The organism is Actinobacillus genomosp. 2, from assembly GCF_029773605.1.
Classification (GTDB): Bacteria; Pseudomonadota; Gammaproteobacteria; order Enterobacterales; family Pasteurellaceae; genus Actinobacillus.
Window position 1 is genome coordinate 1 of sequence record NZ_CP103807.1, and the last position, 26,302, is coordinate 26,302.

Consider the following 26,302-nt stretch of genomic DNA (forward strand, 5'->3'; position numbering starts at 1 on the left):
TTGGAGCAAATCGTGTCTTCCCTTTGGTCTGATTGTCTTAATCACTTACAAACGAAAGTATCGCCGACTGATTACAGCACTTGGCTACGCCCTTTGCAGGCAAGTTTTGCAAATGGGGAACTCACGCTTTATGCTCAAAACCAATTTGTTGAAAATTGGGTGAAGGATAAATTTTTGGCGGAGATTGTCGATCTTGCTCGTTTTTTATCCAAGAATGACAATTTAGCGGTTTCAATTCGTGTTGGGATTAAACCTGTAGAACATAAACCGACCTCTCCGAGTACGACAAGTACCGATTCAAAAGAAGAAGTACCAGAAACCAATAAGAATTTCAGAACAGGTTTAAACGAATCACTCACTTTTGAAAATTTTGTACAAGGTAAATCAAACCAGTTAGCCAAAGCGGTTGCTCAGCAGGTGGCGGATAATCCGGGTGAAAGCCACTGTAATCCGTTTTCACTTTACGGCGGTACCGGTTTGGGTAAAACCCACTTATTACATGCGGTCGGTAATGAAATTCTAAAACGTAACCCGCAAGCGAGGGTGGTTTATATTCACTCTGAGCGTTTTGTGCAAGATATGGTTAAAGCCTTGAAGGGTAATACGATTGAGAATTTTAAGAAATTCTATCGTTCGCTTGATGTACTGATGATTGATGATATTCAATTCTTTGCTAATAAAGAAGCCTCACAAGAAGAGTTTTTCCACACGTTTAATTCATTATTCGAGCGTAATAAACAGATTATTTTAGCTTCGGATAACTTCCCGAAAAATATTGAGAATATCGAAGAACGCATTAAATCTCGACTAAGTTGGGGCGTAAGCACTGCAATTGAGCCGCCTGAATTAGAAACTCGTGTGGCGATTCTGATGAAAAAAGCGGAAGAACGTGGGGTAGAGTTGCCGGAAGAAGTGGCATTTTTCATCGGGCAAAAATTGCGTACCAATGTACGAGAATTAGAAGGTGCGTTAAACCGTGTGATTGCATGGCGTAACTTTACCAAGCGTCAAATCACGATTGATGCGGTGCGTGAAGCCTTAAAAGATCTGATCGCTTCTTACGATCACTTAATTACGATTGAAAATATTCAAAAAACGGTTGCCGAATATTACAACATTAAAATGTCCGACTTAAAGTCGAAGAGTCGTACCCGTTCGGTCGCTCGTCCTCGTCAAATGGCAATGGCATTGGCAAAAGAATTAACCAATCACAGCTTACCGGAAATCGGTCGAGAATTTGGCGGACGTGATCACACTACCGTGATGCACGCTTGCAAAACGATTAATGAATTACGTGATACCGATAGCGGTATTCAAGAAGATTATACCAACTTAACCAGAAAATTATCGTCATAGGCGATAAGGGATTATTATGCAATTTACGATAACCAGAGAACAGTTACTTAAGCCTTTACAACAGGTCTGTGGCGTATTAAGCAGCCGCCCGACTTTGCCTGTGATTAATAATATTCTGCTTGAAATCGAAGGCGACCGCTTATCACTAACCGGCACGGACTTGGAAGTGGAATTAACCACGGTGGCAACCCTTGAACAAGCGGTCGATTTTGCCGGAAAATTTACCATTCCTGCGAAAAAATTCCTCGATATTTGTCGTAGTTTGCCGGAAGATAGCAGCATTTCGGTTCAATTCGAAGAAGATCGTGCTTTAGTTAGAGCGGCTCGCAGTAAATTTAATTTAGCCACATTACCGGCAAGCGATTATCCGAATTTAATGGATTGGAAGCCGGAAGTGGATTTTTCGATTGAACAATCCACCCTTGCTCGTTTGATTGATGCGACGCAATTCTCAATGGCGAACCAAGATGCACGTTATTTCTTAAACGGTATGAAGTTTGAAACCGAAGGTAATTTATTACGTACTGTGGCAACGGATGGACACCGTCTAGCGGTTTGTACCATGGCGTTAAATCAAGAGTTATTAACTCATTCGGTCATTGTGCCTCGCAAAGCGGTATTGGAATTATCTCGTCTTGTCGCTGTGAGCGATGAAACGGTACGTTTAGAAATCGGTACCAGCAATTTACGTGTATCAATGAACGGTGTGGTGTTTACCTCTAAACTGATTGACGGGCGTTTCCCTGACTATCGTCGAGTATTACCACGCAATGCAGATCGCATTTTAGAAGCGGAAACCGAAGTGTTAAAACGTGCATTAATGCGTGCGGCAATTTTATCGAATGAAAAATTCCGTGGCGTGCGTTTGGCGTTAAGCGAAAACTTATTGAAAATTACCGCCAATAACCCGGAACAAGAAGAAGCGGAAGAGATCATTGACGTGGCATATCAAAGCCCGGAAATGGAAGTCGGCTTTAATGTGAGTTATTTGTTAGACGTGCTGAACACCTTAAAATGCGAGCGTGTGCGTTTTAATTTGGTGGACGTAAGCTCAAGTTGCTTAATTGAAGATTGTGATAACAGCACTGCCGAATACGTTATTATGCCAATGCGTCTTTAATCCTATTTGCGGAGCTACAATTATTTCTGTGTAGCTCCGTGTTTTCCGTGGTTATTTTTATGCCCCTATCTAGATTAATCATCAATAATTTCCGTAATCTCCAATCTCTCGATCTTGAACTCAGTCCGAATTTTAATTTTATCGTAGGGCATAACGGCAGCGGTAAAACCAGTCTACTGGAAGCGATTTTTTATTTAGGACACGGTAGATCGTTCAAAAGCCATATCAGTAATCGAATCATTAATTACCAAGCGGAAGATTTTGTGTTGCACGGTCGTATAGATGAGGGACAACATCAGTGGTCGGTCGGGATTCAGAAAAAACGTTCAGGCGATACGCAACTCAAAATTAATGGTGAAGACGGTAATAAAATTTCCGATTTGGCACATCTATTACCGATGCAGGTGATTACGCCGGAAGGATTGACATTATTAAATGGCGGGCCGACTTATCGCCGAGCATTTTTAGATTGGGGGCTATTCCACCAATATAGCGAATTTTATAGCTGTTGGGCGAATTTGAAACGTTTGCTTAAGCAACGGAATGCCGCATTACATCAAGTACGTAGTTATGCCGAATTAAAGCCGTGGGATATTGAACTGGCGAAATTGGCGGAAACGGTAAGCCAAATGCGGGCAAACTATGCAGAAGCATTACGACCGGAAATTGAGAAAACCTGTCAGTTTTTCTTGCCTGAATTGGAAATAAGCGTGAGTTTCCATCAAGGCTGGGAGAAAGGTGCAGATTATGCCGAGATTCTTGCTCAAGGCTTTGAACGAGATAAAGTGATGGGGTATACCATGATTGGCCCGCAAAAGGCGGATTTTCGTTTTCGGGCGAACGGTTTACCGGTGGAAGATGTGCTTTCTCGTGGGCAGCTTAAATTACTGATGTGTGCGTTGCGTTTAGCTCAAGGCGAATATTTGGTGGCACAAAAAGAGCGTCAGTGTTTATTCTTGATCGATGATTTTGCTTCCGAGTTAGATCCGACTAAACGAGAACTGTTAGCGCATCGTTTGCGAGAAAGCGGTTCACAGGTGTTTGTGACAGCGATTACCAAAGACCAGCTAAACCAAATGCAATGGCAAGAAAGCGAACAAGATAGGTTGTTCCATATTCAACAAGGGATGCTAACTAAATAGCCAAAGGGGATGTGTTAAACATCCCCTTTTTCATACATTTAAATTTAATTATGTTATTTAATTACGCCACACGCCATACGAGGACCGCCACCGCCTAATGCTGCCGGGTGGTCAGAGTGATTATCGCCACCTGCGTGGATCATTAATGAATGGCCTTTAACATCCGCAAGTTTTGTTAAACGTGGTGCGAGTACAGGGTTTGTTGCCGTACCGTCTTGCATAACGGATAATGCTGGTAAGTCACCTAAGTGAGCGTTATCAGACCATGGGAAACCGTGCTGTTTTGCACCTTTAGGATCCCAGTGACCGCCTGCACCTAAACCAGCGACTAATTTACCGTCTTTTTCTTTTGCTTCACAGCTTGGGTTTTCATGAATGTGGAAACCGTGTAAACCTTGAGCTAAACCGGTTAAGTTCGGTGTAAACACTAAACCGTATGCAGATTCAGTAATTTCAACCGTACCTACATCTTTATTGCCTTTTACTGGGTCAAGTTGTTGTACTTGTACAACCAATTTTTCTGTACTTGGTGCTTCAGCTTTGTGTTCGGAATGAGCAACAGCTACCGCTGATGCACTAAAGAGTGCGATAGAAAACGCAAGTTTTGTTAATTTCATAGATTTTCCTTTTTATTCAATGACTAAGGGAGATTAATTCTAGCCTACTACAAAACATTTTGGTTATATTTTATAAATAGCCTAAAAGTCATTGCATTTTTACATAAAATCTTGTATTTATCACATCTATTTTCAAAATAAATTCAAACATAACTTTATACTTTTCAATTTAGGAGCAAACACAATGCAAAATGTAGGTTTTATCGGTTGGCGTGGTATGGTCGGTTCAGTTTTAATGGATCGTATGGTACAGGAAAACGACTTCGCAAACATTAACCCAATTTTTTTCACGACCTCACAAGCGGGTCAAAAAGCACCAGTTTTTGCAGGTAAAGATGCAGGCGATTTAAAGAATGCATTTGATATCGAAGAACTTCAAAAGTTAGATATTATCGTAACTTGCCAAGGTGGTGACTATACCACAGAAGTGTATCCTAAATTACGTGCAGTAGGTTGGAATGGCTATTGGATTGATGCTGCATCAACTTTACGTATGGAAAAAGATGCGATTATCGTTTTAGATCCGGTTAACCAACACGTGATTACAGATGGCTTAAAAAATGGCGTAAAAACATTTGTCGGCGGTAACTGTACCGTAAGTTTAATGTTAATGGCGATCGGCGGTTTATTCGAAAAAGATTTAGTTGAATGGGTTTCTGTCGCAACTTACCAAGCGGCTTCAGGTGCGGGTGCCAAAAATATGCGTGAGTTACTCTCACAAATGGGCGAATTAGAAGATTCTGTAAAAGCGGAATTAGCAAACCCTGCATCATCAATTTTAGATATTGAGCGTAAAGTAACGGCGAAAATGCGTGAAGATAGCTTCCCAACCGATAACTTCGGTGCGCCACTTGCCGGTAGCTTAATTCCTTGGATCGATAAATTATTAGAAAGCGGTCAAACCAAAGAAGAATGGAAAGGTTATGCGGAAACCAACAAAATTTTAGGTTTAAGTGATAACCCGATTCCGGTTGACGGTTTATGTGTGCGTATCGGTGCATTACGTTGCCACAGCCAAGCATTCACTATTAAACTGAAAAAAGACCTACCGTTAGCGGAAATCGAGCAAATTATTGCGGCACATAACGAATGGGTGAAAGTGATTCCAAACGACAAAGAAACCACTTTACGTGAATTAACACCGGCGAAAGTAACCGGTACATTAAGCGTTCCGGTCGGTCGTTTACGTAAATTAGCGATGGGACCTGAATATCTTGCGGCATTTACCGTGGGTGACCAATTATTATGGGGTGCGGCAGAGCCGGTACGCCGTATCTTAGTTCAATTAACTAAATAATTTGAGTTAACCAAAATGGACAAGCGGTCGGATTTTGTAAGAAAATTGCAAAATCCAACCGCTTATTTTTTACATCATTGTCGAACGGTTTCGATGTAAAACTTTCGCAATGATATTTTCAACAGACATCTCCACTTGTTCGCCTAAACGTTGTGTAAGATTTTTCTTTTGTTTGAATTTAAGTTCAATCACTTCTTTGTGTTTAACCGCATCAAGTAAGAAATCGTCACTCGTGCTGATTTCATCCACCAATTTAAGTTCCAATGCTTGTTTCCCAAACCAATGTTCTCCAGTGGCAATTTTTTCAATTTCTAATTGTGGACGATTTTGTGCCACAAATTGTTTAAATAATTCGTGGGTTTCTTCTAATTCTTGCTGGAATTTTTGTTTGCCTTTTTCAGTATTCTCGCCGACTAAAGTAACTGTGCGTTTATACTCACCGGCAGTCATCACATCTACATCAATATCGTGTTTTTTCAGTAAACGATGAATATTCGGCACTTGTGCCACGACACCAACCGAGCCGATAATTGCAAAAGGTGCAGAAACAATTTTGTTTGCTACGCACGCCATCATATAACCGCCACTCGCCGCTACTTTATCAACTGCAACCGTCAGCGGAATATTGTGATCACGTAAGCGTTGTAATTGAGAAGCGGCTAAGCCATAACCGTGTACTACACCACCAGGGCTTTCTAATTTGAGTAAAACCTCATCATCAGGTTTCGCAACAGATAAAATCGCACTAATTTCTTTGCGTAATGCACTTGCTGCACTCGCTTGAACATCGCCATTAAATTTTAAAACAAATAGGCGAGATTTTTCCGCTTCGGTTTTCTCTCCGCCTTCTTTTAAGCGTTTTTTCTCGGCTTTCGCTTTTTCTTTTGCAGCTTTTTTCTCATCTTTTTCAAGTTGTTTTTGTTCTGCTTCGCTTAAGAAGAAACCTTGCAGAGATTTTTGTTGCTCTTGATATTTTTCAGTTAAATTTGTAATTGAGATTGCACCGTTTTCAGGTTGTTTTCGTGCTTCTAAAATTAACATCACAACAACCGCAACAATGCCAAATACGGTGAGTAATTCTAATAAAAAAATACCATAATTAAGTAAAACTTCTTTCCACATCTTGTGAGATTCCTTTTGTAAAAATAAAATTAATTTTGACCGCTTGTTTCCGCTTCTAGCACATCGACTACAGCTTGTGCCGCCTGTGTATCCGCATCACATTGAATCAGTTTATGTAATTCAGTAAAACGTTGCTTTAATTCGTTTCGCTGTTTTATATGGTCTGCATCATCTGCTAAATAATTACCTAAATACCACGCTAAATTTTCCGGATTACATTCGTCTTGGATTAATTCAGGCACTAACATTTCATCCGCTAATAAATTAGGTAGCGAAATATATTTAGTTTTCACTAAACGTTTAGCCAGCCAGTAAGTCGTTGCTTTCATTTTATAACCGACTACCATTGGCGATTTGCATAACATTCCTTCTAACGCCGCTGTACCTGAAGCGAGTAGAGTAGCTTCTGCCGCAATCATTGCTTGGCGAGCATTGCCTTTTAGAATGTGTACATCTAGTTCTGGTGCAACTTGTGATTTAATTTGTTCAAATTGGGCAATGCGTTTATCGTTGACCAATGGCACTAAAAATTCCAATTCTGAATATTTTTGTTTAAGAAGCTGTGCGGTCTTTAAAAATGGCTCAGTTAAAAAACCAACTTCGCTTGCTCTGCTACCGACCAAAATTGCAAGATAACGTTTGTTTTCATCTAAATTTAACGTAGCACAAGCCTCTACACGATTCGGCTTAAGTGCAATCGAATCTGCCATTGTATGGCCGATAAAACGGCAAGGCACATCAAAACGATCATAGAACGCTTTTTCAAACGGTAAAAATGCCAATACTAAATTTGTTGCACGTGCAATTTTATGTACACGGCTCTGACGCCATGCCCAAACTGATGGACTAACATAATGAATGGTCTTGATTCCACTCGCTTTGAGTTTTTCTTCAACAGTTAAATTAAAATCTGGTGCATCAATACCGATAAAAATATCCGGTTTTTCCGCTAGCATTGTTTCAATCACTTGTTTACGGCGTTTAAGTAAACGGGGCAGATGTTTTACTACTTCCGCCAATCCCATTACTGCTAACTCTTCCATATCAAATAGCGTTTCGCAGCCAGCTTGTATCATTCGGGGACCTGCAACTCCAATAAAACGGGCATTCGGATAATGCAATTTAAGGGCGTTAATCAGCCCTGCACCGAGAATATCACCAGAAATTTCCCCGGCAACGAGGGCAATAAGCGGTGTATCTTTTGTCATCATAATTTTACTCTCATTAATTATTCATTAATTTACTTTTATTATAGGCGGATTATAACCAATCACAATATAAACTAACAAAATCACATTGATTGATGTTTTCACTCCAAGTAAACTATAACCTTTAATTTATATTTCATTTGGAGTGAATATGAAAAAAACAGCATTAGCCCTTTTTGCTTCTGCTTTTGTGGCAAGCTCAGCATCAGCAGTTGAATTATTTAACTTAGACTCAACCGGCACTAAAGCGGAATTTATCGGTTCTGCTCGTGTGAAATGGACAAGTAATTCGACAAAAGATACTTATCGTGATGGTTCAGTTGTTCGTAACCACGTAAATAAACCAGTACAAAATAACGGTTCACGTTTCGGTTTTCGTTTAACACAACAACTTGGCAATGGTTTCTATGCTTTAGGTCGTGTCGAATGGCGTTTACGTGGCGCTGACGAACGTGGTGCATCTCGTTCTCAACACGATTTTGATCATATCTATGCTCACCAACTTTATGCAGGTTTAGGTCATAAACAATATGGCGAAGTGACTTACGGTAACCAAACAGTGATTACCGATGAAGTAAAACAAACTGATATTCCGAATACTTTAAGTTTATCAGACGGTTTATTAGTTTCTGGTGCACGTCGTTCAGTACAATATGTTTATAAAGGTATTGAAGGCTTAAAAGTTGGTGCATACTACGGTGGTCATAACCAACGCTCAAATACAAATATGGACTTAAGCCAAGATCGTAAAGATGTATGGGGCTTCGGTTCAATTTATAATTATAAATTTGATGATGTTCAAAGCGTACAAGTGGCGACCGGTTTCTCTCGCGAACGTTTTGAACGTGTTGGTTCAGCACCGGCTTATGACCGTAATGCTTATTCGGTAGGTGCAGCATATACTTACGATAAAACTACTTTCGGTGTGGATTTAGAACGTAGTAAAACCGAAAACCAATCTGTACAGGGTAACGAACGTACTGAGAAAGAAGTACGTACTCTTGTGTATCATCGTTTAACCGATGACTGGCGTGCATACGGTATGTATGCTTATAAAACCAATCGACTAGAGCGTGCAATCGGTAGCGATAATAAAGAAAGAAAACATCAATTTATGGTGGGTACGGAATATTATTTACCTCAAGTTGTCGCTCAATTAAAAACCAAACTTTTCGTAGAGTGGCAAGCAACTCGTACTAAACATCCAGAAAGAAAAGTTGGAGATGGCGTAAGTAAATCTCGTGACTATACGACAGTTGTCGGTTTCCGTGCTTATTGGTAGCCTCAAATTTATCCTTAGCAAAAGAAAGCCCAAGCATTGCTTGGGCTTTTGCGTCTAGATCGTTTGTCTTTTCTATACAAATTAATATTTGAGTGTTTCGCCTTCAGTTGGCACGGCAACTTGTTTTAAGCCTTTCGTTTTCACAAATTCACGCATATCTTTGGTACTGACCGTTGCGTGGTTTACAGCGTCCATATGCACGGTAATGATGTCTGCTTTTGGTGCAACTTGACGCATTTTCGCTACATCTTCTTTACCCATAATGATTGCATCTTTTGGTTCTAACATTTCAGCACGACCTGTGTTCATCACGATCACTTCAGGTTTGAAGTCTGCAATTGCATTGTCCACTGATTGATTCCAAATGGTGTCGCCCACAACGTAAGTGGTTTTCTCGCCTTTTGCTTCCATCACGAAGCCCATCGCATCGCCTAACATTTCCGCTAACATTGGGTTAGCATACATTGCGTCTGTACCGTGCTGACCACCTTTAACACGCGTTAATTTCACGCCGTTAAATTCAGTGTGATTGCCCACTACACGCACATCTTTAAAGCCTTGACCACGAATGATTTTTGCATCATCCGCATTTTGTACGAAAATCGGTAAATCTTTTGGTAATTTCTCTTGAGCCGCTTTATCCCAGTGGTCATCGTGAGTATGAGTCACGATTACCGCTTGCACGCCTGTAATCACATCTTCCGCTGATTGTTTCATATCAATCAATGGGTTACGTTTTTCAAAGTTTACTGTACCAGCAAAACCTTCATAAGCACCTTTAGTCGCTAAATATGGATCAACTAAGAATGTTGTACCTGCGTAATTGATTTTCGCTGTTGCGTTACGAACGTGTTGATATTCCAATGCTGACGCGGAATTTGCGACGAATAAACCTAATGTTAATGCTGATAAAGTTGCTTTAAGTTTCATATTGTATCCTTTGTAAAATTTTTCCGAAAAACGACCGCTTGTTGCGGTGTAGGAATATTATGCAAAAATTCGAAGAGGAGAAAAATTGACTTTTAGGACAATAAGCGAAAGAATTGAGCCAAATTTCTTAGGAGAATGTTATGCCCTTAAAAATTGCTCTTGTATTACAGCAAAATCTTAATCTTTTCCAATTTTCCGTGCCGTATGCAGTATTTACCACCGCTTTGCCATCTGATGATTTATTTTCGATTACGCTCGTGGCAGAAGAGCCGAATGTAAAAAGTCATTTACTGAATGTGCAAGCAGAGCGTGGTTTGGATTATTTGACGGAAGCGGACATTGTAATGATAGCGGGGTGGTCAGATTTAAATGAACTACCGAGCCAAGCATTGCAGACAGCGCTACAAGAGGCCTATCAACGTGGAGCATATTTAGTAGGATTATGTTACGGCACTTATGCGTTAGCTTATGCAGGCTTACTAGATGGTAAACAAGCTACTACCCATTGGCACGGTGAAGCGGATTTTCGCCAACGTTTTCCACAAGTAACATTAGATGCCAATGCGCTTTATATAGAAGATGAGCGCTTGATCACCTCGGCAGGCACAAGTGCAGGATTAGATTGTTGTCTTTATATCATTCGTAAATTCTATGGCGTGAAAATTGCCAACCACGTTGCACGCATTATGGTTGCACCACCGCACCGAGAAGGTGGACAAGCACAATTTATTGAACCTCTGAAACTAGAAACTTCACAAAACGACAGATTGCACGAAATGTTGCAATATGTACGTCAAAATCTGCAAAAATCTCATAATATTGACGAGTTGGCTGAAATGGCGCACATTAGCCGACGCACTTTTACTCGCCATTTCCAGAAAATAACCGGTACAAGTTTCACTCAATGGCTTATCGCTGAGCGCTTACAAAAAAGCCTCGAATTACTAGAGAGTAGTGAGTTTTCTATCGAGGCTATCAGTGAAAAAATTGGCTTCCAAAGTGCAGTCAGTTTCCGTCAACACTTCAAACAACGCTTCCACGTTAGCCCAAATGAATGGCGGAAGACTTTTGGTGGCAATGAATGAACATAGGGGAGTAATCCCCTATGAGTTATACTAATTTCCCAATTAATTCTTCCACAAACGCCAAGCGTTCTGCATTATCGGCAAGCGGTAAATTAAAGCGGAATTTTTGCGCGCCTTCAAATTTATAGACATTCTTATCCGATTGGATCAGTTGTAAGAACTTCATTGGGTCAGGTTGTGCGTTTGGTTTAAATTCCAAATAGCCACCGTTAATCCCTGCATCAACTTTCTTCAAGCCGAGTGGTGTTGCCAAATGACGAAGCTGAGTAATTTGGAATAGATTTTTCGTTGCCTCCGGCAATAATCCGAAGCGATCGATAAGTTCGACTTTCAAATCTTTCAACGCTTCGACATTTTCCGCTGAAGCGATCCGTTTATAGAACGATAAACGCATATTCACATCCGGTACATAATCGTCCGGCAACAATGCCGGTATGCGTAACTCAATCTCGACCTGATTTTGTGTGATTTCTTCTAAAGTCGGTTCACGTCCTTCTTGTAACGCTTTTACCGCATTTTCAAGCAGATCCATATAGAGCGAGAAACCGATACTTTCAATCTGTCCGCTTTGTTCAGAGCCGAGCAATTCGCCCGCACCACGGATTTCTAAATCGTGAGTCGCTAGCACAAATCCGGCACCGAGATTATCAATCGAACTGAGTGCTTCCAAACGTTGTTGAGCGTCTTTGGTTAATGTTTTTGGCGGTGGTGTCAGTAAATAGGCGTAAGCCTGATGATGAGAACGTCCGACACGTCCACGTAACTGGTGCAGCTGTGCCAAGCCGAATTTATCCGCACGATCAATAATAATCGTGTTAGCGGTCGGCACATCAATTCCCGTTTCAATAATGGTGGAACAGACCAATAGATTAAAACGCTGATGATAGAAATCACTCATCACACGTTCCAATTCACGTTCACGCATTTGCCCGTGTCCAATCACAATCCGAGCTTCCGGCACGAGTTCCGCTAACTTAGTCGCACAATTTTCGATTGTTGCCACATCGTTATGTAAATAATACACCTGACCGCCACGCAGAATTTCACGCAAAATTGCCTCTCTTACGACTAAATCATCATGTTGGCGGACGAAAGTTTTAATCGTTAAGCGACGTGCTGGAGGACTAGCGATAATAGACAGATCGCGCATGCCGTTTAATGCCATATTCAGCGTACGAGGAATTGGCGTTGCGGTGAGCGTGAGAATATCGACATTGGCTCGCAATTGTTTGATTTTCTCTTTTTGACGCACGCCGAAACGGTGTTCCTCGTCAATCACGAGTAAACCGAGATCACGGAATTGTACGTCTTCTTGTAGCAGTTTGTGTGTGCCGACCAAAATATCCACTTTGCCTTCTGCCACCTTTTCCAAAATTGCTTTTTGCTCTTTGGCAGTTTTAAAACGAGAAAGCACTTCGACATTAATCGGATAGTTGGCAAAACGATCTTTGAAATTCTCGAAATGTTGTTGTGCCAAAAGCGTAGTCGGTACAAGCACGGCAACTTGTTTATGGTTTTCAACCGCTAGGAAAGTGGCTCGCATTGCCACTTCGGTTTTACCGAAACCGACATCCCCACAGACAAGGCGATCCATTGCTTTTGGCAAGCACATATCGCTAATGACCGCATTGATTGCGGTTTTCTGGTCTTCAGTTTCTTCAAACGGGAAAGTGTGGCTAAATTGCATAAAACTGTCTCGATCGTAGGCAAACGCAAAGCCTTTTTGCGATTCTCGTTTGGCATACACATCAAGTAATTCCGCCGCCACATCTCGGATTTTCTCCGCTGCTTTTTGGCGTGTTTTCGCCCATGCTTCCGAACCGAGTTTATGTAGTGGAGCGGTTTCATCCGCTCCACCGATATAACGGGAAATCAGATGTAATGAAGCAACCGGTACATAGAGCTTCGCCTCGTTCGCATAGAGTAAGACAAGGTATTCCGCTTTAATGCCGCCGGCGTCCAATACGGTGAGTCCTGCATAACGTCCAACACCGTTTTCTAAATGTACCACCGCTTGCCCGATTTTGAGTTCCGCAAGGTTACGAATGAGCGTGTCCGGATTGACCGTTTTGCGATTTTTCTCCGTACGTTTTGTTTGAACTTTTTCGCCCAAGAAATCCGTTTCGCAAATAATTGCTAAATTTTGACCGCTTGCATTTTCAATAATAAAGCCTTGATCAAGCGGTGAAATCATCAATGAAATTTGCGAATCAATTTCCGCTAATGATTTAACCTGTTTCGGTTTGATTTTGAGCGGTGCAAGTAATTCGAGCAAGGTTTCTCGGCGACCTTCACTTTCTACAGAAAATAAAAGCTGCCCATCAAATTTGCTACGGAATTTATTGAACGCTTCAAACGGATCTTTTAACTGCGAGTTAATCGCCAATTCCGGTAGCTTATCAACATTGGCATTTTGTTTAGTTACTGATTTTCTCACTTTTTCCGCACTTAGTGTCAAACGTGGATAAGCTTTTAAGCCACGATTGACTTCATCAACCGAGAACCATAATTTGTCTGGCGGTAATAATGGACGCATCGGATCCACTCGGCGACTTTCATAGCGTTGAGCGGTATCTTTATGGAATTGTTCCGCCTTTTCGGCAATGCCGTCAAAGGTAATAAATAGGGTATTTTCTGCTAAATAATCAAATAGGCTCGCCATTTCTTCAAAGAATAGTGGCTGCCAATATTCAATCCCTGCGTTCAAAATCCCTTTACTGACTTGCTGATAAATATGCTCCGGTTCACGGCGGATTTCACCGAATTGTTCACGGAATTTGCTTCTAAAATGCTCGATCCCATTGCTATCGGTCGGGAACTCGTGTGCCGGCAGTAAATTAATTTCGTTGATCTCGGCTATTGTGCGTTGGCTATCCACATCAAAGGTGCGGATCGAATCGATTTCATCATCAAAAAAATCTAAACGGAACGGACTTTCCGCTCCCATTGGGTAAAGATCAAGTAACGCACCACGTACCGCATATTCGCCGTATTCCAACACTTGTTCCACGGCACGATAACCGGCATTTTCCAACTGTAAACGTAACGATTGAATTGAAAAGCGGTCACCTTTCTTAATCAATAATACATTATTGGCGAGATAACTCGGCGGACAAACTTTCTGTAACAGCGTATTGATTGGCAATAGAAAAATCTGTTTATTGCCTTGTTGCAAATGAAACAAGGCGGAAAGGCGAGCGGAAATAATATCTTGATGCGGTGAAAAATTATCGTAAGGCAAGGTTTCCCAGTCCGGAAAGACTGAAACCGGTAATTTACTGAATTGTGTTAAGGCTTTTTCAAGGCGTAATGCGGTGCGGGTATCTGGCGTAACTACTACGCTCAAACCGTTAAATCGCTGAGTAGCTTGTGCAATAACAAGCGTGTCTGCGTGTCCGATTAGATTGCCAAGCGTTTGATGATCTTGGTATTTTCCTCCGATTTCCGGTAGGTTTAGATTAAAATGGAATGTCATAAGCGGTTAGATTTTTTGGAAAATTTGCGACTATTTTAGTACAATTATGTTCGCTTCTCTATGGTGAGTTTCTTCTTACCAAATCATTCAAGGAAAATAGTATGCAACCTAAAGCCAAATATAGAAAAGATTATCGTGCACCGGATTTTACTATCACTGATATTTATCTCGATTTTCAACTTGACCCTAACCGCACTTTCGTTACCTCAACCTTAACTGTCGAACGTAAAAATGAGGAAGCGACACATATTCGTTTAGACGGACATAGCTTTGATTTTCTCTCATTAAAATTAAATGGAGAAACCTTTGAGCGTTTTGAGAAAGATAGTGAATCATTAACCGTTGATGTTACCGGGGTTGCATCTCCATTTGAATTACAAATTGAAACCGGTTTAAATCCTGCACAAAACACGTCTTTACAAGGTTTATACCAATCCGGTGACGGCATTTGTACTCAATGTGAAGCGGAAGGCTTCCGTCAAATTACCTATATGTTGGATCGTCCGGATGTGCTTGCAAAATATCGCACAAAAATTACCGCTTCCAAAGCTAAATATCCGTTCTTGCTTTCCAATGGTAATCGCATTGCACAAGGTGATTTAGAAGATGGTCGTCATTGGGTTGAATGGGAAGATCCGTTCTTTAAACCAAGTTATTTATTTGCATTGGTTGCCGGTGATTTTGATCTGTTACAAGATAAATTTATTACTAAAAGCAGTCGTGAAGTTACATTAGAGATCTATGTTGATCGTGGCAATTTAGATCGTGCCGGCTGGGCGATGGAAAGTTTAAAACGTGCAATGAAATGGGATGAAGATCGTTTCGGTTTAGAATACGATTTAGATATCTATATGATTGTCGCAGTTGATTTCTTCAATATGGGCGCTATGGAAAACAAAGGCTTAAATGTTTTCAACTCTAAATTTGTGTTGGCAAAACCGGAAACGGCAACCGATACCGATTATTTAGATATTGAAAGCGTGATTGCCCACGAATATTTCCATAACTGGACCGGTAATCGCATTACTTGCCGAGATTGGTTCCAATTAAGTCTTAAAGAAGGTCTAACTGTATTCCGTGATCAAGAATTTACCTCAGATTTATGGTCACGTCCGGCAAAACGTATTGAAGATGTACGTTTACTACGAGCGGTGCAATTTGCCGAAGATGCCAGCCCGATGGCACACCCGATTCGCCCTGAAAAAGTGATTGAAATGAATAACTTCTATACTGTTACCGTCTATGAAAAAGGGGCAGAAGTGATTCGTATGATTCACACCTTATTGGGCGAAGAAAAATTCCAAAAAGGGATGCAATTATATGTTGCGGAAAATGACGGTTCTGCGGCAACGTGTGAAGATTTTGTATCTGCAATGGAACGTGCTTCAGGCGTTGATTTAAGCCAATTCCGTCGTTGGTATAGCCAATCTGGTACGCCTGAACTTAGTGTGAGTGATGAATATGATGAAATGCACCATATCTATCGTTTACATGTTTCGCAACATACGCCGGCAACCGCAGATCAGCTGGAAAAAGTCAATTTACATATTCCGTTAAAAATTGAGTTATACAGTCAACAAGACGGTTCGCCGATTGCATTACAGTTTGAAGGTACAACACTAAATAGTGTATTGGATATTTTGCAAGAGCATCAAATCTTTGAGTTTCATAATGTCATGCATAAGCCTGTTCCGGCATTATTATGTGATTTCTCGGCGCCGGTACGCTTAGATTATGCGTATAGTAATGCACAATTAATCGCATTACTCAAATTTGCTCAGAATGATTTTGTTCGTTGGGATGCAGCACAAACCTTATTTAACAATGAGTTACGTCTGAATTTAACTCGTCATCAATCGGGTGAGGCATTTACGTTCTCCGCTGATTTAACTGAGGCATTGGTTTATTTATTGGATAATTATGAGTCAGATCCGGAATTAACCGCTTTAATGCTGACATTACCGAAAGAAACGGAATTTGCAGAAGTGTTTAAAGTGATTGATCCAGTAGGTATTGCCGTCACCCGTGAATTTATGTTACGCAGTATTGCTGAAACATTGCGAGATCGTCTATTACACGTATATAACCGTAATCGTTGTGATGTTTATCGTGTTGTGGCTGAGGATATGTCAAAACGTGCATTACGTAATCTATGTTTATCTTATTTAGCCTTTACAGATTTAGGTAACGGATTAACTTATAAGCATTATCAGCAAGCGGATAATATGACCGATACTTTAGCGGCACTTTCGGCGGCGACTAAAGCACAATTAGCCTGTCGAGATCAACTATTAGCGGATTTTGAACAGAAATGGCAGCATGACGGTTTAGTTATGGATAAGTGGTTTATGTTGCAAGCGACACGTCCGGATGAAAATGTATTGGAAATCGTTCAAGGTTTGTTAGAACATCGTAGTTTTAACTTTAACAATCCGAATAGATTACGTTCATTGGTCGGTGCTTTTGCAAGCCAAAATCCTAAAGCATTTCATGCAATTGACGGTTCAGGCTATCGATTCTTAGTTGATGTTTTAATTAAACTGAATGATAGCAATCCGCAAGTTGCATCACGTTTAATTGAACCGCTAATTAAACTTTCTCGTTATGATAATCAGCGTCAAACCCTAATGAAACGTGGCTTGGAACGTCTTGGTAGCTTAGACGGTTTAGCACGTGATTTATATGAGAAAATTGAAAAAGCGTTACAATAAGATGATAATTGAATAGATAAAAGCCTAATTCAAACGAATTAGGCTTTATTTTTATAAGTGATACAAACGGTTGAATTAGCTAAATTTTTGTCAATTTTCCATTAAATTTGACCACTTGTTTAATTATCTTCTTGCCCAAAGCGGTTGTTCTTGTCCTCGCCATAAACGTTGAATATTTTCGTGGTGGCGATAGACCAATAAACAGCAGACTAATGCAACTGGAAAGGTAAACTCGGGGCGGAACCACCAAACGTAAAAAGGCAATAATAAGGCAGTTAAGACGGCACTTAATGATGAGTAACCAAATAACAGGAAGACAATCAGCCAGCTACATAATGCAACGGCTGAAACGGCTAAACTAATCGGTAATAACGCACCGAAGGCAGTTGCAACACCTTTGCCTCCACGAAATTGAAAAAATACTGGGAAGATATGCCCTAAACAAGCGGCTAAAGCAATAAAGCCGATGGCTGAAGGCGTTAAATCAAATAGAAATGCCAATATGACTGGCACAGTGCCTTTTAAAATATCAAATAACAACACGCCTAAAGCTAAAAATTTTCCACCGATTCGTAGTACATTGGTTGCACCAGGATTATGTGAGCCTTTTTCCCTCGGATCCGGCAAACCGGCTAAGCGGCATAAAATAATGGCACTTGAGATCGAGCCTAACAAGTAGGCAAATACAATTAACAAATAGGCGGTAATACTCATAAATTGTCCTTACATTGGCGTTCTATGCTATATTCTCGGCAATGTTATCATAAACTTATTAAGGAAACTAAAATGGCGGATAAAGTTTTTATTCACGAATTGACGGCGTTTGCTTCTATTGGAGCTTATGATTGGGAACATACGATCAAACAGCGTTTAGTTTTTAATATTGAAATGGAATGGGATTTTTCAAAAGCAGTAGAAACGGATGATGTGCAATATTGTTTAAATTATGCGGAAGTGTCAGAAAAAATCTTAGCTTTCGTTGAATCCAAACCATTTAAGCTGGTTGAAACGGTTGCTTATCAAGTCGCTGATTTGTTACAGAACAATTATGCCGTGCGAAATTTACGGATTGAGTTACATAAACCTAAAGCTGTTGCTCAAGCGAGTAGTGTCGGTGTGATTGTAGAGCGGAGATCCTAATGAATATTCGCCTTGGTTATTTAAGTTTGATTTTAGCTACCGCATTTTGGGGTGGTAACTTTGTATTAGGCAAAGTACTCAGTAATGTTATTCCTCCGATTACGCTGACTTATATTCGTTGGTTTCCTGCATTCATTATTTTAGTTATTGCCTTTTATCGACCAACGATACAGGCATTACCGATACTGAAATCAGCGAAGAAAGTGATGTGGGCATTGGGTATGTTAGGTATCGTACTTTTCCCCGCAACGCTTTATCAAGGATTAAAAACCACTTCAGCACTCAATGCGAGTCTTTATTTGGCAGTCGTGCCAGTCTTGGTTTTATTTTTAAATTTATGGGTATTTAAAGAGAAAATTAAACCGATGATTTTGAGCGGAGCCTTATTAAGTCTTATCGGTGTCTTTTGGCTATTAAGTCAAGGCAATTTTGAAAAATTAATGAATTTACAAATAAACCACGGCGATTTATGGACGATAGCCTCTGCGGTAAGTTGGGCGATATATTGCTGTATTATCCGCTTACGCTCGGCAAATATTAGCAATACGGCATTTTTGATAGCACTTGTCGGTTTAGCAGTAATTTCTCTGACACCGTTCTTTTTATATGAATTTTGGCAATCTTCTGTAGAAATTTTGCAAAATTTAACCGCTTATCAATGGTTTGGGATTGCCTATTTGGTTATCGGATCTTCTATCTTATCTTATGCTTTTTGGAACTTTGGTATTGCGATTGTCGGTTCGGCAAAAGGTGCAGTTATGACGAATTTTACACCGTTATTTGCCGCATTATTCAGTATTTTGTTGTTAAATGAATCAGTAAAAACATTTCACGTCATTAGTGCGATCTTGATCACAACCGGCGTATTAATTTGCAGTTATAATAAGTCCCCGTCAAACAAAGGAGAAAAAGCATAATGCCAACTTTATTTGCACTTAAAGAACGTATTACTCAAGTTGTTCAAGAAAAAAATAATCCTGTCATTACGGATGTCGCTTCAAAATTAGCGGAACAGCAGTACAACGCATGTTTTTCAGCAGAGCAGGTAAAATTATGGACACAGCAATTTAAACTATCACCAATTGAGTTAGCCCTCGAATGTTTACCTCTTGCCGCTTGTTATGCGCTTGTACCAATTTCTAAATTTTATGTCGGAGCAGTAGCAATCGGAGAATCCGGTCAATTTTATTTTGGGGCAAATCAAGAATTTACCGCACAGGCGATTCAACAAACAGTACACGCAGAGCAGAGTGCTATTTCCCATGCGTGGCTTGCCGGAGAAAAAGCGATTACGGATATGGTAGTAAATTACACACCTTGCGGACATTGTCGCCAATTTATGAATGAGTTAAATAGTGCAAAAACATTAAAAATTCATTTACCGCATAGCCAAAATAATTTGTTACAACAATATTTACCGGACTCTTTTGGTCCTAAAGATTTAAATATTAAAAAAGTATTATTTGATCCACAACAACATACTTTACAACAGCAAGGCGATGTTTTAACTCAAGCGGCAATCCAAGCAGCAGCACATTCTTATGCGCCATATAGTGAATCGTTAAGTGGTGTTGCTTTACAGGTCGATGCTCAGATTATTTGCGGACGTTATGCTGAAAATGCGGCGTTTAATCCAAGTTTCCTTCCTCTCCAAAGTGCATTGAATTATCGCCGTTTAAGCGGTAAATCAGGTACAGAAATTACACGAGTAGTCATGGCGGAGCGAAAAGGTACTACTAGCCATCGCCAAATGAGTGAAGCGTTAGTAGAAGGTTTTTTAGGACTTAAATTGGAATATGTAGAAGTTTAACCAAGTGAAATGAAAAAAGCACCAAAAGGTGCTTTTTTATATTGGTTAGTATTTAGAACCGATTCGGAATATATGTCGGTTAGTTGCAATTTTTGCTGACAACCAGCCGATAAAGATACAGGCTACGATCAAGAAGAACATTTCGCTGAAATCTAAACCGTTTAATTCAAATTTGACCGTGAACATATCGGTAACATATTTTACCACACCGGTAAAGTAGCTAATTAAAACCGCACTAAATAAAATCGCAAGTAAGCTACCGAAAAAGCCGTAAATCATACCGGTATACAGGAACGGACGAGCAATAAAGTGATCGGTTGCACCTAATAATTGCTGTACTTCAATCGAAGCCTTGCTATTTGCGACATCAGTACGCACGGCATTACCCACCACTAAAAACACCGCAATTAACATCAACACCGTACAAACCATTGCAATACGTGCGATTAACCAGGTTAAAGCGGTTAATTTTTCTAACCAGCCGTTATCTAAACGAACTTCTTGTACACCTTTAATTGCTTGTAAACCGTTACGTAATTCAAGCATTGTATCATTACCGGTAAATTGTTTTTTCGGTTTAAGCGTTACTACTGCTGGTAAAGGATTATCGTCAATAATATCTAATGCTTCTCCGAATCCTGACCAAGAACGAAATTCTTCCAAACTTTGTTGGCGAGAAATATAGTTTAGCGATTCAATTTTTTCCGCATCGAAATGACGAATACGTTCTACAACCGCATTGACATCGTGTTCAGCAAGATTTTTATGCAAATAAATAGTCAGTTCAGGTTCTGGATAAAATTCAGTTGCCGCCTGATGGGTATTTTTCCATAGCAAATAGCTTACGGTTGGAATCGTCAGTGATACTGCGATGACCAGTACGGTTAGAAAAGTGCCAAACTTACGTTTTTTCAGATCTTGCCAGACAGAACGTAAGGTATAACGAGTTTGGGCGCCAAGCGTTGTACTAAATGAACGAGCCATATTGTTTCCTTAATTTCTAAGATGACCTTGCTCTAATACTAAGCATGGTTTAGGACGTTTTGAAATAATATTCGTATCGTGAGTTGCAACTAATACGGTTGTGCCGGCGTGATTAAATTCTTCAAATAAACGAAAAATTTCAAATGATAGCTTTTCGTCTAAGTTACCGGTCGGCTCATCAGCTAAGAGCAAAATTGGGCGATGTACAATCGCACGAGCAATATCAACACGTTGCTGTTCACCACCAGAAAGGTGTAGCGGTAAATAATTGGCTTTATTGGCTAAGCCGACACGCTCTAACGCAATACGTGCTTCACGCTCAACCACTTGTTGATTCATACCTTGAATAATCAGCGGTAACGCAACATTATCTAAAATGGTACGATCAGTAAGTAAGCGATAATCCTGGTGAACCATACCGATTTGACGGCGTAAAAACGGTAATTCGTGTGCTTCGAGGCGAGTAATATCGTGCCCGTTAAACATTACTTGTCCACCATTTGCACGCTCAATACCCATAATCAGCTTAAGCAAGGTACTTTTACCTGCACCGGAGTGACCGGTTAAATATGCCATACCGCCGGCAGGTAAATGGAAATTAATCCCTTGTAATGCCGGTTTGCCACCTTTGTAGGCTTTACTTACATTTGTGAATTTAATCATTGTGTTTACCTTTTTCTATTACGTTTTTTGCAAAGAAAATATACGTAATAATTATTCTTCGTGTTCAAATAATGCTTCGATAAATTCTTCTGCATTGAACGGACGCAGATCCTCAATTTTTTCGCCTACCCCGATGAAACGAATTGGAATATTAAATTGGTCGGCAATCGCAAAGATCACACCACCTTTTGCGGTACCGTCTAATTTCGTTAGGGTAATACCGGTTAAGCCGACTGCTTCGTTAAATAATTTTGCTTGGCTAATTGCATTTTGCCCTGTGCCTGCGTCTAAAGTGAGCATAATTTCGTGCGGTGCGGTTTCATCGTATTTTTTCATTACGCGTACGATTTTTTTCAGCTCATCCATTAAGTTATTTTTATTCTGCAAACGACCTGCAGTATCTGCAATTAAGATATCAATGCCTTTTGAAGCAGCTGATTGCATTGCATCAAAAATAACTGAAGCAGAATCTGAACCGGTAGATTGTGCGACCACTGGAATATTATTCCGTTCACCCCAAACTTGTAATTGTTCCACCGCTGCAGCACGGAAAGTATCACCGGCAGCAAGCATTACGGATTTCCCTTCAGCTTGGAATTTTCGTGCTAATTTACCGATAGTAGTGGTTTTACCGACCCCGTTTACCCCAACCATTAAAATTACATATGGCTTTTTACTTGTATCGATTTCAAGTGATTGGCTAACTGGCTTTAATACTTCGCCCAGTTCGAGTTTTAATTGCTGATAAAGTAAATCAGCATCTTTAAGTTGTTTTTTAGAGGCGTGTTGAGTTAAGTTGTTGATAACTTTAGTGGTCGTTGGCATACCTAAATCAGCAACCAATAACTGTTCTTCTAGTTCTTCAAATAATTCATCATCAATTTTTTTGCCGCTAAAGAAATTACGGAAACCGGAACCGATACTTTGTTTGGTTTTAACTAAGCCTTTTAATAGACGGCTGAAAAAACCACCTTCGCTCGGTTTTTCTTGGTATTCGTCCGTTTTTTCTTCAGAGTGATCGTGTTCTGTTTTTTCCGTTTCAAGCTCAATTAGCTCTTCTAACTCTTCAAAGTTTTCTTCTGCATCAGACTTGGTTTTCACTTCGCCAGCAAGCTCAGCATCAACCACTTTTTCAACACGTTGTTCGATTTGTTGATGATGGTTGATTTCGTGTTCAGTTGCAGATTTTTCACTAGATTCAACCGCTTGCGGAATATCTTGAGGTTGTTCAAGGTTTTCTGAAATCGGTTGAGAGAGGTATGATTCTTCCGTTTGAGTAAGCGATTGCTCAATTTTTGCTGTATCAATAATAGATACTGACTCTTCTTTCTCTTGCTCGAAAGATTGTTCAACTTCGTTAACCGCTTCTTGGAGAAACGTTTTGGCTTCTTCTACTTTATCTTCAACGAATTGTTCGATATTTTCTGATTTTTGTTCAAAAAATTCTTCAACTTGTTCTAGTTTTTGCTCAATAGCCTCTTCAATACGCTCAACAAAATCCTCAACTTGTTCTGTTTTTTGTTCAACTGTTTCGGTAAATTCCTTGATTTCCGGTTGTGAGGTAATTTGCTCAAACTTATCTTCAATTTTATCTTCGAGATCTTCTAATTTCTGTTCTAGCGTTTCTTGTAATTGCTCAGCTTGTTGTTCTGCTTGTTCTAATTTTTGCTCTACCGTTTCTTCTGCGGCTGATTCAGTATGCTGTTCTGTTTGAATGTCTTCCTGTTTTGGTTCATCTTTTTTTCCAAAACCTAACCAAGACCAAAAACCTTTTTTCTTTTCTGCCATATTTTTCTCACTTTTCCTTTAAAATGGACTAAACTTATATAGTTTATCAAATAATCCTTATTTTTCCTTTAGTTAGTATGAAAAAAAATCGTAATTCCACTTTACAAAATAAGCCGAGCGGAGAAGTCCGTATCATTGCTGGACTTTGGCGAGGGCGAAAGTTGCCGGTGTTAAATGCGGAAGGTTTACGCCCGACTACCGATCGAGTAAAAGAAACCTTGTTTAACTGGCTAATGAATGATGTTGCAGGCAGTCGCTGTTTAGATTGTTTTGCAGGCAGTGGCTCACTTGGGATCGAAGCACTCTCTCGCCAAGCACAAGCGGTTATTTTTCTTGAAAAATTTGCAAATGCGGCAACGCTATTGAAAAATAATTTAAGCTCACTTAAAACGACTAACGGTACGGTAATTAATACCGATACGTTGCAATATTTAGCACAGAAAAATCCTGAGCAGGGATTCGAATTAGTCTTTGTCGATCCGCCTTTTAATCACGGCTTTGTGCCGAAAGTGTTAAAACTTTTAGCCGAAAATCAATGGCTTGCCGAAAATGCGTTGATTTATGTGGAAACGGAAAAGAGCCATCCACCGCTTGAATTACCGCATAATTGGCAAATTCTTAAAGAAAAAACTGCCGGACAAGTAATAAGTCGCTTGATCCAATGTCTATAAATTTGACTTTTCTAACCTTTATTGGCAAATTAAGTCGCTATTTTTACATAAAAGAAACAATTATGAACAAATTAACCCCAGATGAAGCGATTGATCTCGCTTATGATATTTTTCTTGAAATGGCAGCGGAGAATTTAGATCCTGCGGATATTTTATTATTCAATTTACAATTTGAAGAGCGTGGTGCTGTTGAAATGGTGGAAACCTCGGAAAATTGGGATCAAGAAATCGGCACGCTGATTGACCCTGAGGCATTTGCAGAAGTTTGGATCGGCTTAGTAAATGATAAAGATGAAATGGACGATGTATTCGCACGTTTCTTAATTTCTCATGATGCGGATAACCGAGAATATCATGTGATCTGGAAGGAATAATTTAAAAGGAGCTTTATGTCTTGTATTCTAAAACCTCAAGAGGTACCTGAATTTTCACAACAATTCCGTAATGCGATGGCACATCTATCCGCAGCGGTCAGTATCGTAACGACCAACGGTGCGGCAGGTAAAATCGGCATTACCGTATCATCGGTTTGCTCGGTTACCGATACACCACCGACATTACTTTTCTGTATTAATCAAAACAGCTCTGTACACGATATTATCAAGCAAAACGGTAAAGTCTGTATTAACGTCTTAAGTCATGAACAAGAAGAAATGGCAAAGCATTTTGCTTGTATGTTGTGTAGTAGTATGGAGGAACGCTTTGCTTGGGATATTTGGGACGAAGGTTTTGACGGACAGTCGGTGTTACGCGGTTCGATTTCATCTTTGCAAGGCGATATTGTAGATACTCATTCGGTTGGTACGCATACTATTTTTATTGTGGAATTGAAACATATTGATGTAACGCCAAATTCCAGCTTAGTTTATTTCGGTCGCCAGTTTAAAGGTGTCGAAATTTAAAAAAGCAACCTAATAAATCTTAGGTATTTTTGATATAACCGACTATTTTAGTCGGTTTTTTATTGCCTAGAAAAATCATAGGAGTAAAATTTGGCATTATTTTATTCGTTAGAGAGGACTCATTATGCAAAATTTAATTTGCTATAAACAAATGCCGGTTTGGACCAAAGATAGCCTGCCACAAATGTTTCAAGAAAAGCACAATACAAAGGAAGGAACTTGGGCAAAACTGACCATTCTTAAAGGCGAACTAAAATTTTATGAATTGACCGAACAAGGTGAAGAAGTCAATAGCGTTGTTTTTACCCCTGAAAATCAGCCGCCGTTTGTTGAACCTCAAATTTGGCATAAAGTTGAAGCACTTTCCGATGATTTAGAATGTCAGTTAGCCTTCTATTGTGAAGCGAAAGATTACTATGCGAAAAAATATAACCTGACCACTACACACTCCGAAGTGCTAAATGCGGTGAATTATGTGAAAGCCGGTAAAGCATTGGATTTAGGTTGCGGACGAGGACGTAATTCTCTCTATTTGAATTTATTAGGGTTTGATGTGACAGCGGTGGATCATAATGCCGAGAGCATCGAATTTTTAAATTATATGATTGAGAAAGAGAATCTAAGTAAGATCGAAACCGGTATTTATGATATTAACCAAGCCACTATCGGTAGCCAAAGTGGCGAATATGATCTGATTGTTTCGACAGTTGTGATGATGTTTTTAAACCGTGAGCGTATTCCAGCAATTATTGAAAATATGCAGAAAAACACTAAAGTCGGTGGCTATAATCTGATTGTCTGTGCGATGAGTACCGAAGAATATCCGTGTCCAATGCCATTCTCATTTACCTTCGGCGAGGGAGAATTAGCGAACTATTATCAAGGCTGGGAATTAGTGAAGTACAATGAAGATTTGGGTGAATTGCATAAAACTGATGCAAACGGCAACCGTATTAAAATGCGTTTTGCTACAATGTTGGCGAAGAAAATAGCGTAACT

General features: G+C 39.9%; 23 protein-coding genes. 14 read left to right on the top strand and 9 right to left on the bottom strand.

Annotated features, from left to right (window positions below; genetic code table 11):
* The 3 genes from dnaA to recF are packed head-to-tail and all read left to right on the top strand — an operon-like array spanning position 1 to position 3,618.
* A complete protein-coding gene (dnaA, locus tag NYR60_RS00005) occupies positions 1-1,356 on the top strand; it encodes a chromosomal replication initiator protein DnaA (RefSeq protein ID WP_279466951.1) in 1,356 nt (451 codons plus the stop codon).
* 16 nt (positions 1,357-1,372) lie between these two features.
* Positions 1,373-2,476 carry a DNA polymerase III subunit beta gene (gene dnaN / locus NYR60_RS00010; protein ID WP_279466952.1) on the top strand — a complete coding sequence of 368 codons (1,104 nt, stop codon included), beginning with the start codon at positions 1,373-1,375 and terminating at the stop codon, positions 2,474-2,476.
* 59 nt (positions 2,477-2,535) lie between these two features.
* Positions 2,536-3,618: a DNA replication/repair protein RecF gene (gene recF / locus NYR60_RS00015; RefSeq protein WP_279466953.1), complete on the top strand. Its 1,083-nt coding sequence runs from the start codon at positions 2,536-2,538 to the stop codon at positions 3,616-3,618.
* A 53-nt stretch (positions 3,619-3,671) separates the two neighbouring features.
* Here recF and NYR60_RS00020 read toward each other — a convergent pair whose 3' ends face one another.
* Entirely contained in the window at positions 3,672-4,235 is a 564-nt protein-coding gene (locus NYR60_RS00020) for a superoxide dismutase family protein (protein WP_279466954.1), read from the bottom strand.
* Between the two features lie 184 nt (positions 4,236-4,419).
* Here NYR60_RS00020 and asd point away from each other — a divergent pair, with 184 nt between their 5' ends.
* The gene (asd, locus tag NYR60_RS00025) at positions 4,420-5,532 is read left to right on the top strand and encodes an aspartate-semialdehyde dehydrogenase (protein ID WP_279466956.1); all 1,113 of its coding nucleotides are present in this window, start codon (positions 4,420-4,422) and stop codon (positions 5,530-5,532) included.
* A gap of 69 nt (positions 5,533-5,601) precedes the next feature.
* Here asd and sohB read toward each other — a convergent pair whose 3' ends face one another.
* The gene (sohB, locus tag NYR60_RS00030) at positions 5,602-6,654 is read right to left on the bottom strand and encodes a protease SohB (RefSeq protein WP_279466957.1); all 1,053 of its coding nucleotides are present in this window, start codon (positions 6,652-6,654) and stop codon (positions 5,602-5,604) included.
* A gap of 29 nt (positions 6,655-6,683) precedes the next feature.
* The gene (gene lpxB / locus NYR60_RS00035; protein ID WP_279466959.1) at positions 6,684-7,865 is read right to left on the bottom strand and encodes a lipid-A-disaccharide synthase; all 1,182 of its coding nucleotides are present in this window, start codon (positions 7,863-7,865) and stop codon (positions 6,684-6,686) included.
* Positions 7,866-8,013: 148 nt separating this feature from the next.
* Here lpxB and NYR60_RS00040 point away from each other — a divergent pair, with 148 nt between their 5' ends.
* The gene (locus tag NYR60_RS00040; protein ID WP_279466961.1) at positions 8,014-9,144 is read left to right on the top strand and encodes a porin; all 1,131 of its coding nucleotides are present in this window, start codon (positions 8,014-8,016) and stop codon (positions 9,142-9,144) included.
* Between the two features lie 81 nt (positions 9,145-9,225).
* On the opposite strand, the gene NYR60_RS00045 is transcribed toward NYR60_RS00040, so the two are convergent.
* Positions 9,226-10,074 carry an MBL fold metallo-hydrolase gene (locus tag NYR60_RS00045; protein WP_279466962.1) on the bottom strand — a complete coding sequence of 283 codons (849 nt, stop codon included), beginning with the start codon at positions 10,072-10,074 and terminating at the stop codon, positions 9,226-9,228.
* A gap of 140 nt (positions 10,075-10,214) precedes the next feature.
* On the opposite strand from NYR60_RS00045, the gene NYR60_RS00050 reads away from it, so the two are divergent.
* Positions 10,215-11,159: a GlxA family transcriptional regulator gene (locus NYR60_RS00050; protein WP_279466964.1), complete on the top strand. Its 945-nt coding sequence runs from the start codon at positions 10,215-10,217 to the stop codon at positions 11,157-11,159.
* 25 nt (positions 11,160-11,184) lie between these two features.
* Here the strand turns inward: NYR60_RS00050 and mfd are convergent, their stop codons facing one another.
* Positions 11,185-14,634, bottom strand: a complete 3,450-nt coding sequence (mfd, locus tag NYR60_RS00055) for a transcription-repair coupling factor (RefSeq protein ID WP_279466966.1) — start codon at positions 14,632-14,634, stop codon at positions 11,185-11,187.
* Positions 14,635-14,735: 101 nt separating this feature from the next.
* Between mfd and pepN the strand changes: the two genes are divergently transcribed.
* On the top strand, positions 14,736-17,345 hold the full coding sequence (gene pepN / locus NYR60_RS00060; RefSeq protein ID WP_279466968.1) for an aminopeptidase N: 2,610 nt from the start codon (positions 14,736-14,738) through the stop codon (positions 17,343-17,345).
* Positions 17,346-17,468: 123 nt separating this feature from the next.
* Here pepN and plsY read toward each other — a convergent pair whose 3' ends face one another.
* Positions 17,469-18,059: a glycerol-3-phosphate 1-O-acyltransferase PlsY gene (plsY, locus tag NYR60_RS00065; RefSeq protein ID WP_279466969.1), complete on the bottom strand. Its 591-nt coding sequence runs from the start codon at positions 18,057-18,059 to the stop codon at positions 17,469-17,471.
* A 72-nt stretch (positions 18,060-18,131) separates the two neighbouring features.
* Between plsY and folB the strand changes: the two genes are divergently transcribed.
* Genes folB through cdd form a run of 3 tightly spaced genes read left to right on the top strand, consistent with a single transcriptional unit; the run spans position 18,132 to position 20,295 of the window.
* Positions 18,132-18,485: a dihydroneopterin aldolase gene (gene folB / locus NYR60_RS00070; protein ID WP_279466970.1), complete on the top strand. Its 354-nt coding sequence runs from the start codon at positions 18,132-18,134 to the stop codon at positions 18,483-18,485.
* The gene (locus tag NYR60_RS00075) at positions 18,485-19,402 is read left to right on the top strand and encodes a DMT family transporter (protein ID WP_279466971.1); all 918 of its coding nucleotides are present in this window, start codon (positions 18,485-18,487) and stop codon (positions 19,400-19,402) included. Before folB ends, NYR60_RS00075 begins: the two co-directional genes overlap by 1 nt.
* Positions 19,402-20,295 (top strand): cytidine deaminase, encoded by an 894-nt coding sequence (gene cdd / locus NYR60_RS00080; protein WP_279466973.1) that lies wholly within the window; start codon positions 19,402-19,404, stop codon positions 20,293-20,295. Before NYR60_RS00075 ends, cdd begins: the two co-directional genes overlap by 1 nt.
* Before the next feature lie 45 nt (positions 20,296-20,340).
* Here the strand turns inward: cdd and ftsX are convergent, their stop codons facing one another.
* The 3 genes from ftsX to ftsY are packed head-to-tail and all read right to left on the bottom strand — an operon-like array spanning position 20,341 to position 23,730.
* Positions 20,341-21,279 (bottom strand): permease-like cell division protein FtsX, encoded by a 939-nt coding sequence (ftsX, locus tag NYR60_RS00085; protein WP_279466975.1) that lies wholly within the window; start codon positions 21,277-21,279, stop codon positions 20,341-20,343.
* Between the two features lie 9 nt (positions 21,280-21,288).
* Positions 21,289-21,942 (bottom strand): cell division ATP-binding protein FtsE, encoded by a 654-nt coding sequence (gene ftsE / locus NYR60_RS00090; RefSeq protein WP_279466978.1) that lies wholly within the window; start codon positions 21,940-21,942, stop codon positions 21,289-21,291.
* Positions 21,943-21,993: 51 nt separating this feature from the next.
* On the bottom strand, positions 21,994-23,730 hold the full coding sequence (ftsY, locus tag NYR60_RS00095) for a signal recognition particle-docking protein FtsY (RefSeq protein WP_279466979.1): 1,737 nt from the start codon (positions 23,728-23,730) through the stop codon (positions 21,994-21,996).
* A gap of 77 nt (positions 23,731-23,807) precedes the next feature.
* Here ftsY and rsmD point away from each other — a divergent pair, with 77 nt between their 5' ends.
* The 4 genes from rsmD to tehB all read left to right on the top strand — a co-directional run bounded on the left by rsmD (position 23,808) and on the right by tehB (position 26,300).
* Positions 23,808-24,401, top strand: a complete 594-nt coding sequence (gene rsmD / locus NYR60_RS00100; protein ID WP_279466981.1) for a 16S rRNA (guanine(966)-N(2))-methyltransferase RsmD — start codon at positions 23,808-23,810, stop codon at positions 24,399-24,401.
* A 62-nt stretch (positions 24,402-24,463) separates the two neighbouring features.
* Positions 24,464-24,775, top strand: a complete 312-nt coding sequence (locus NYR60_RS00105; RefSeq protein WP_279466983.1) for an HI1450 family dsDNA-mimic protein — start codon at positions 24,464-24,466, stop codon at positions 24,773-24,775.
* Positions 24,776-24,790: 15 nt separating this feature from the next.
* Positions 24,791-25,303 carry a 4-hydroxyphenylacetate 3-monooxygenase, reductase component gene (hpaC, locus tag NYR60_RS00110; protein ID WP_279466985.1) on the top strand — a complete coding sequence of 171 codons (513 nt, stop codon included), beginning with the start codon at positions 24,791-24,793 and terminating at the stop codon, positions 25,301-25,303.
* 124 nt (positions 25,304-25,427) lie between these two features.
* Positions 25,428-26,300 (top strand): SAM-dependent methyltransferase TehB, encoded by an 873-nt coding sequence (tehB, locus tag NYR60_RS00115; protein WP_279466986.1) that lies wholly within the window; start codon positions 25,428-25,430, stop codon positions 26,298-26,300.
* The last annotated feature ends 2 nt before the right edge of the window (positions 26,301-26,302 follow it).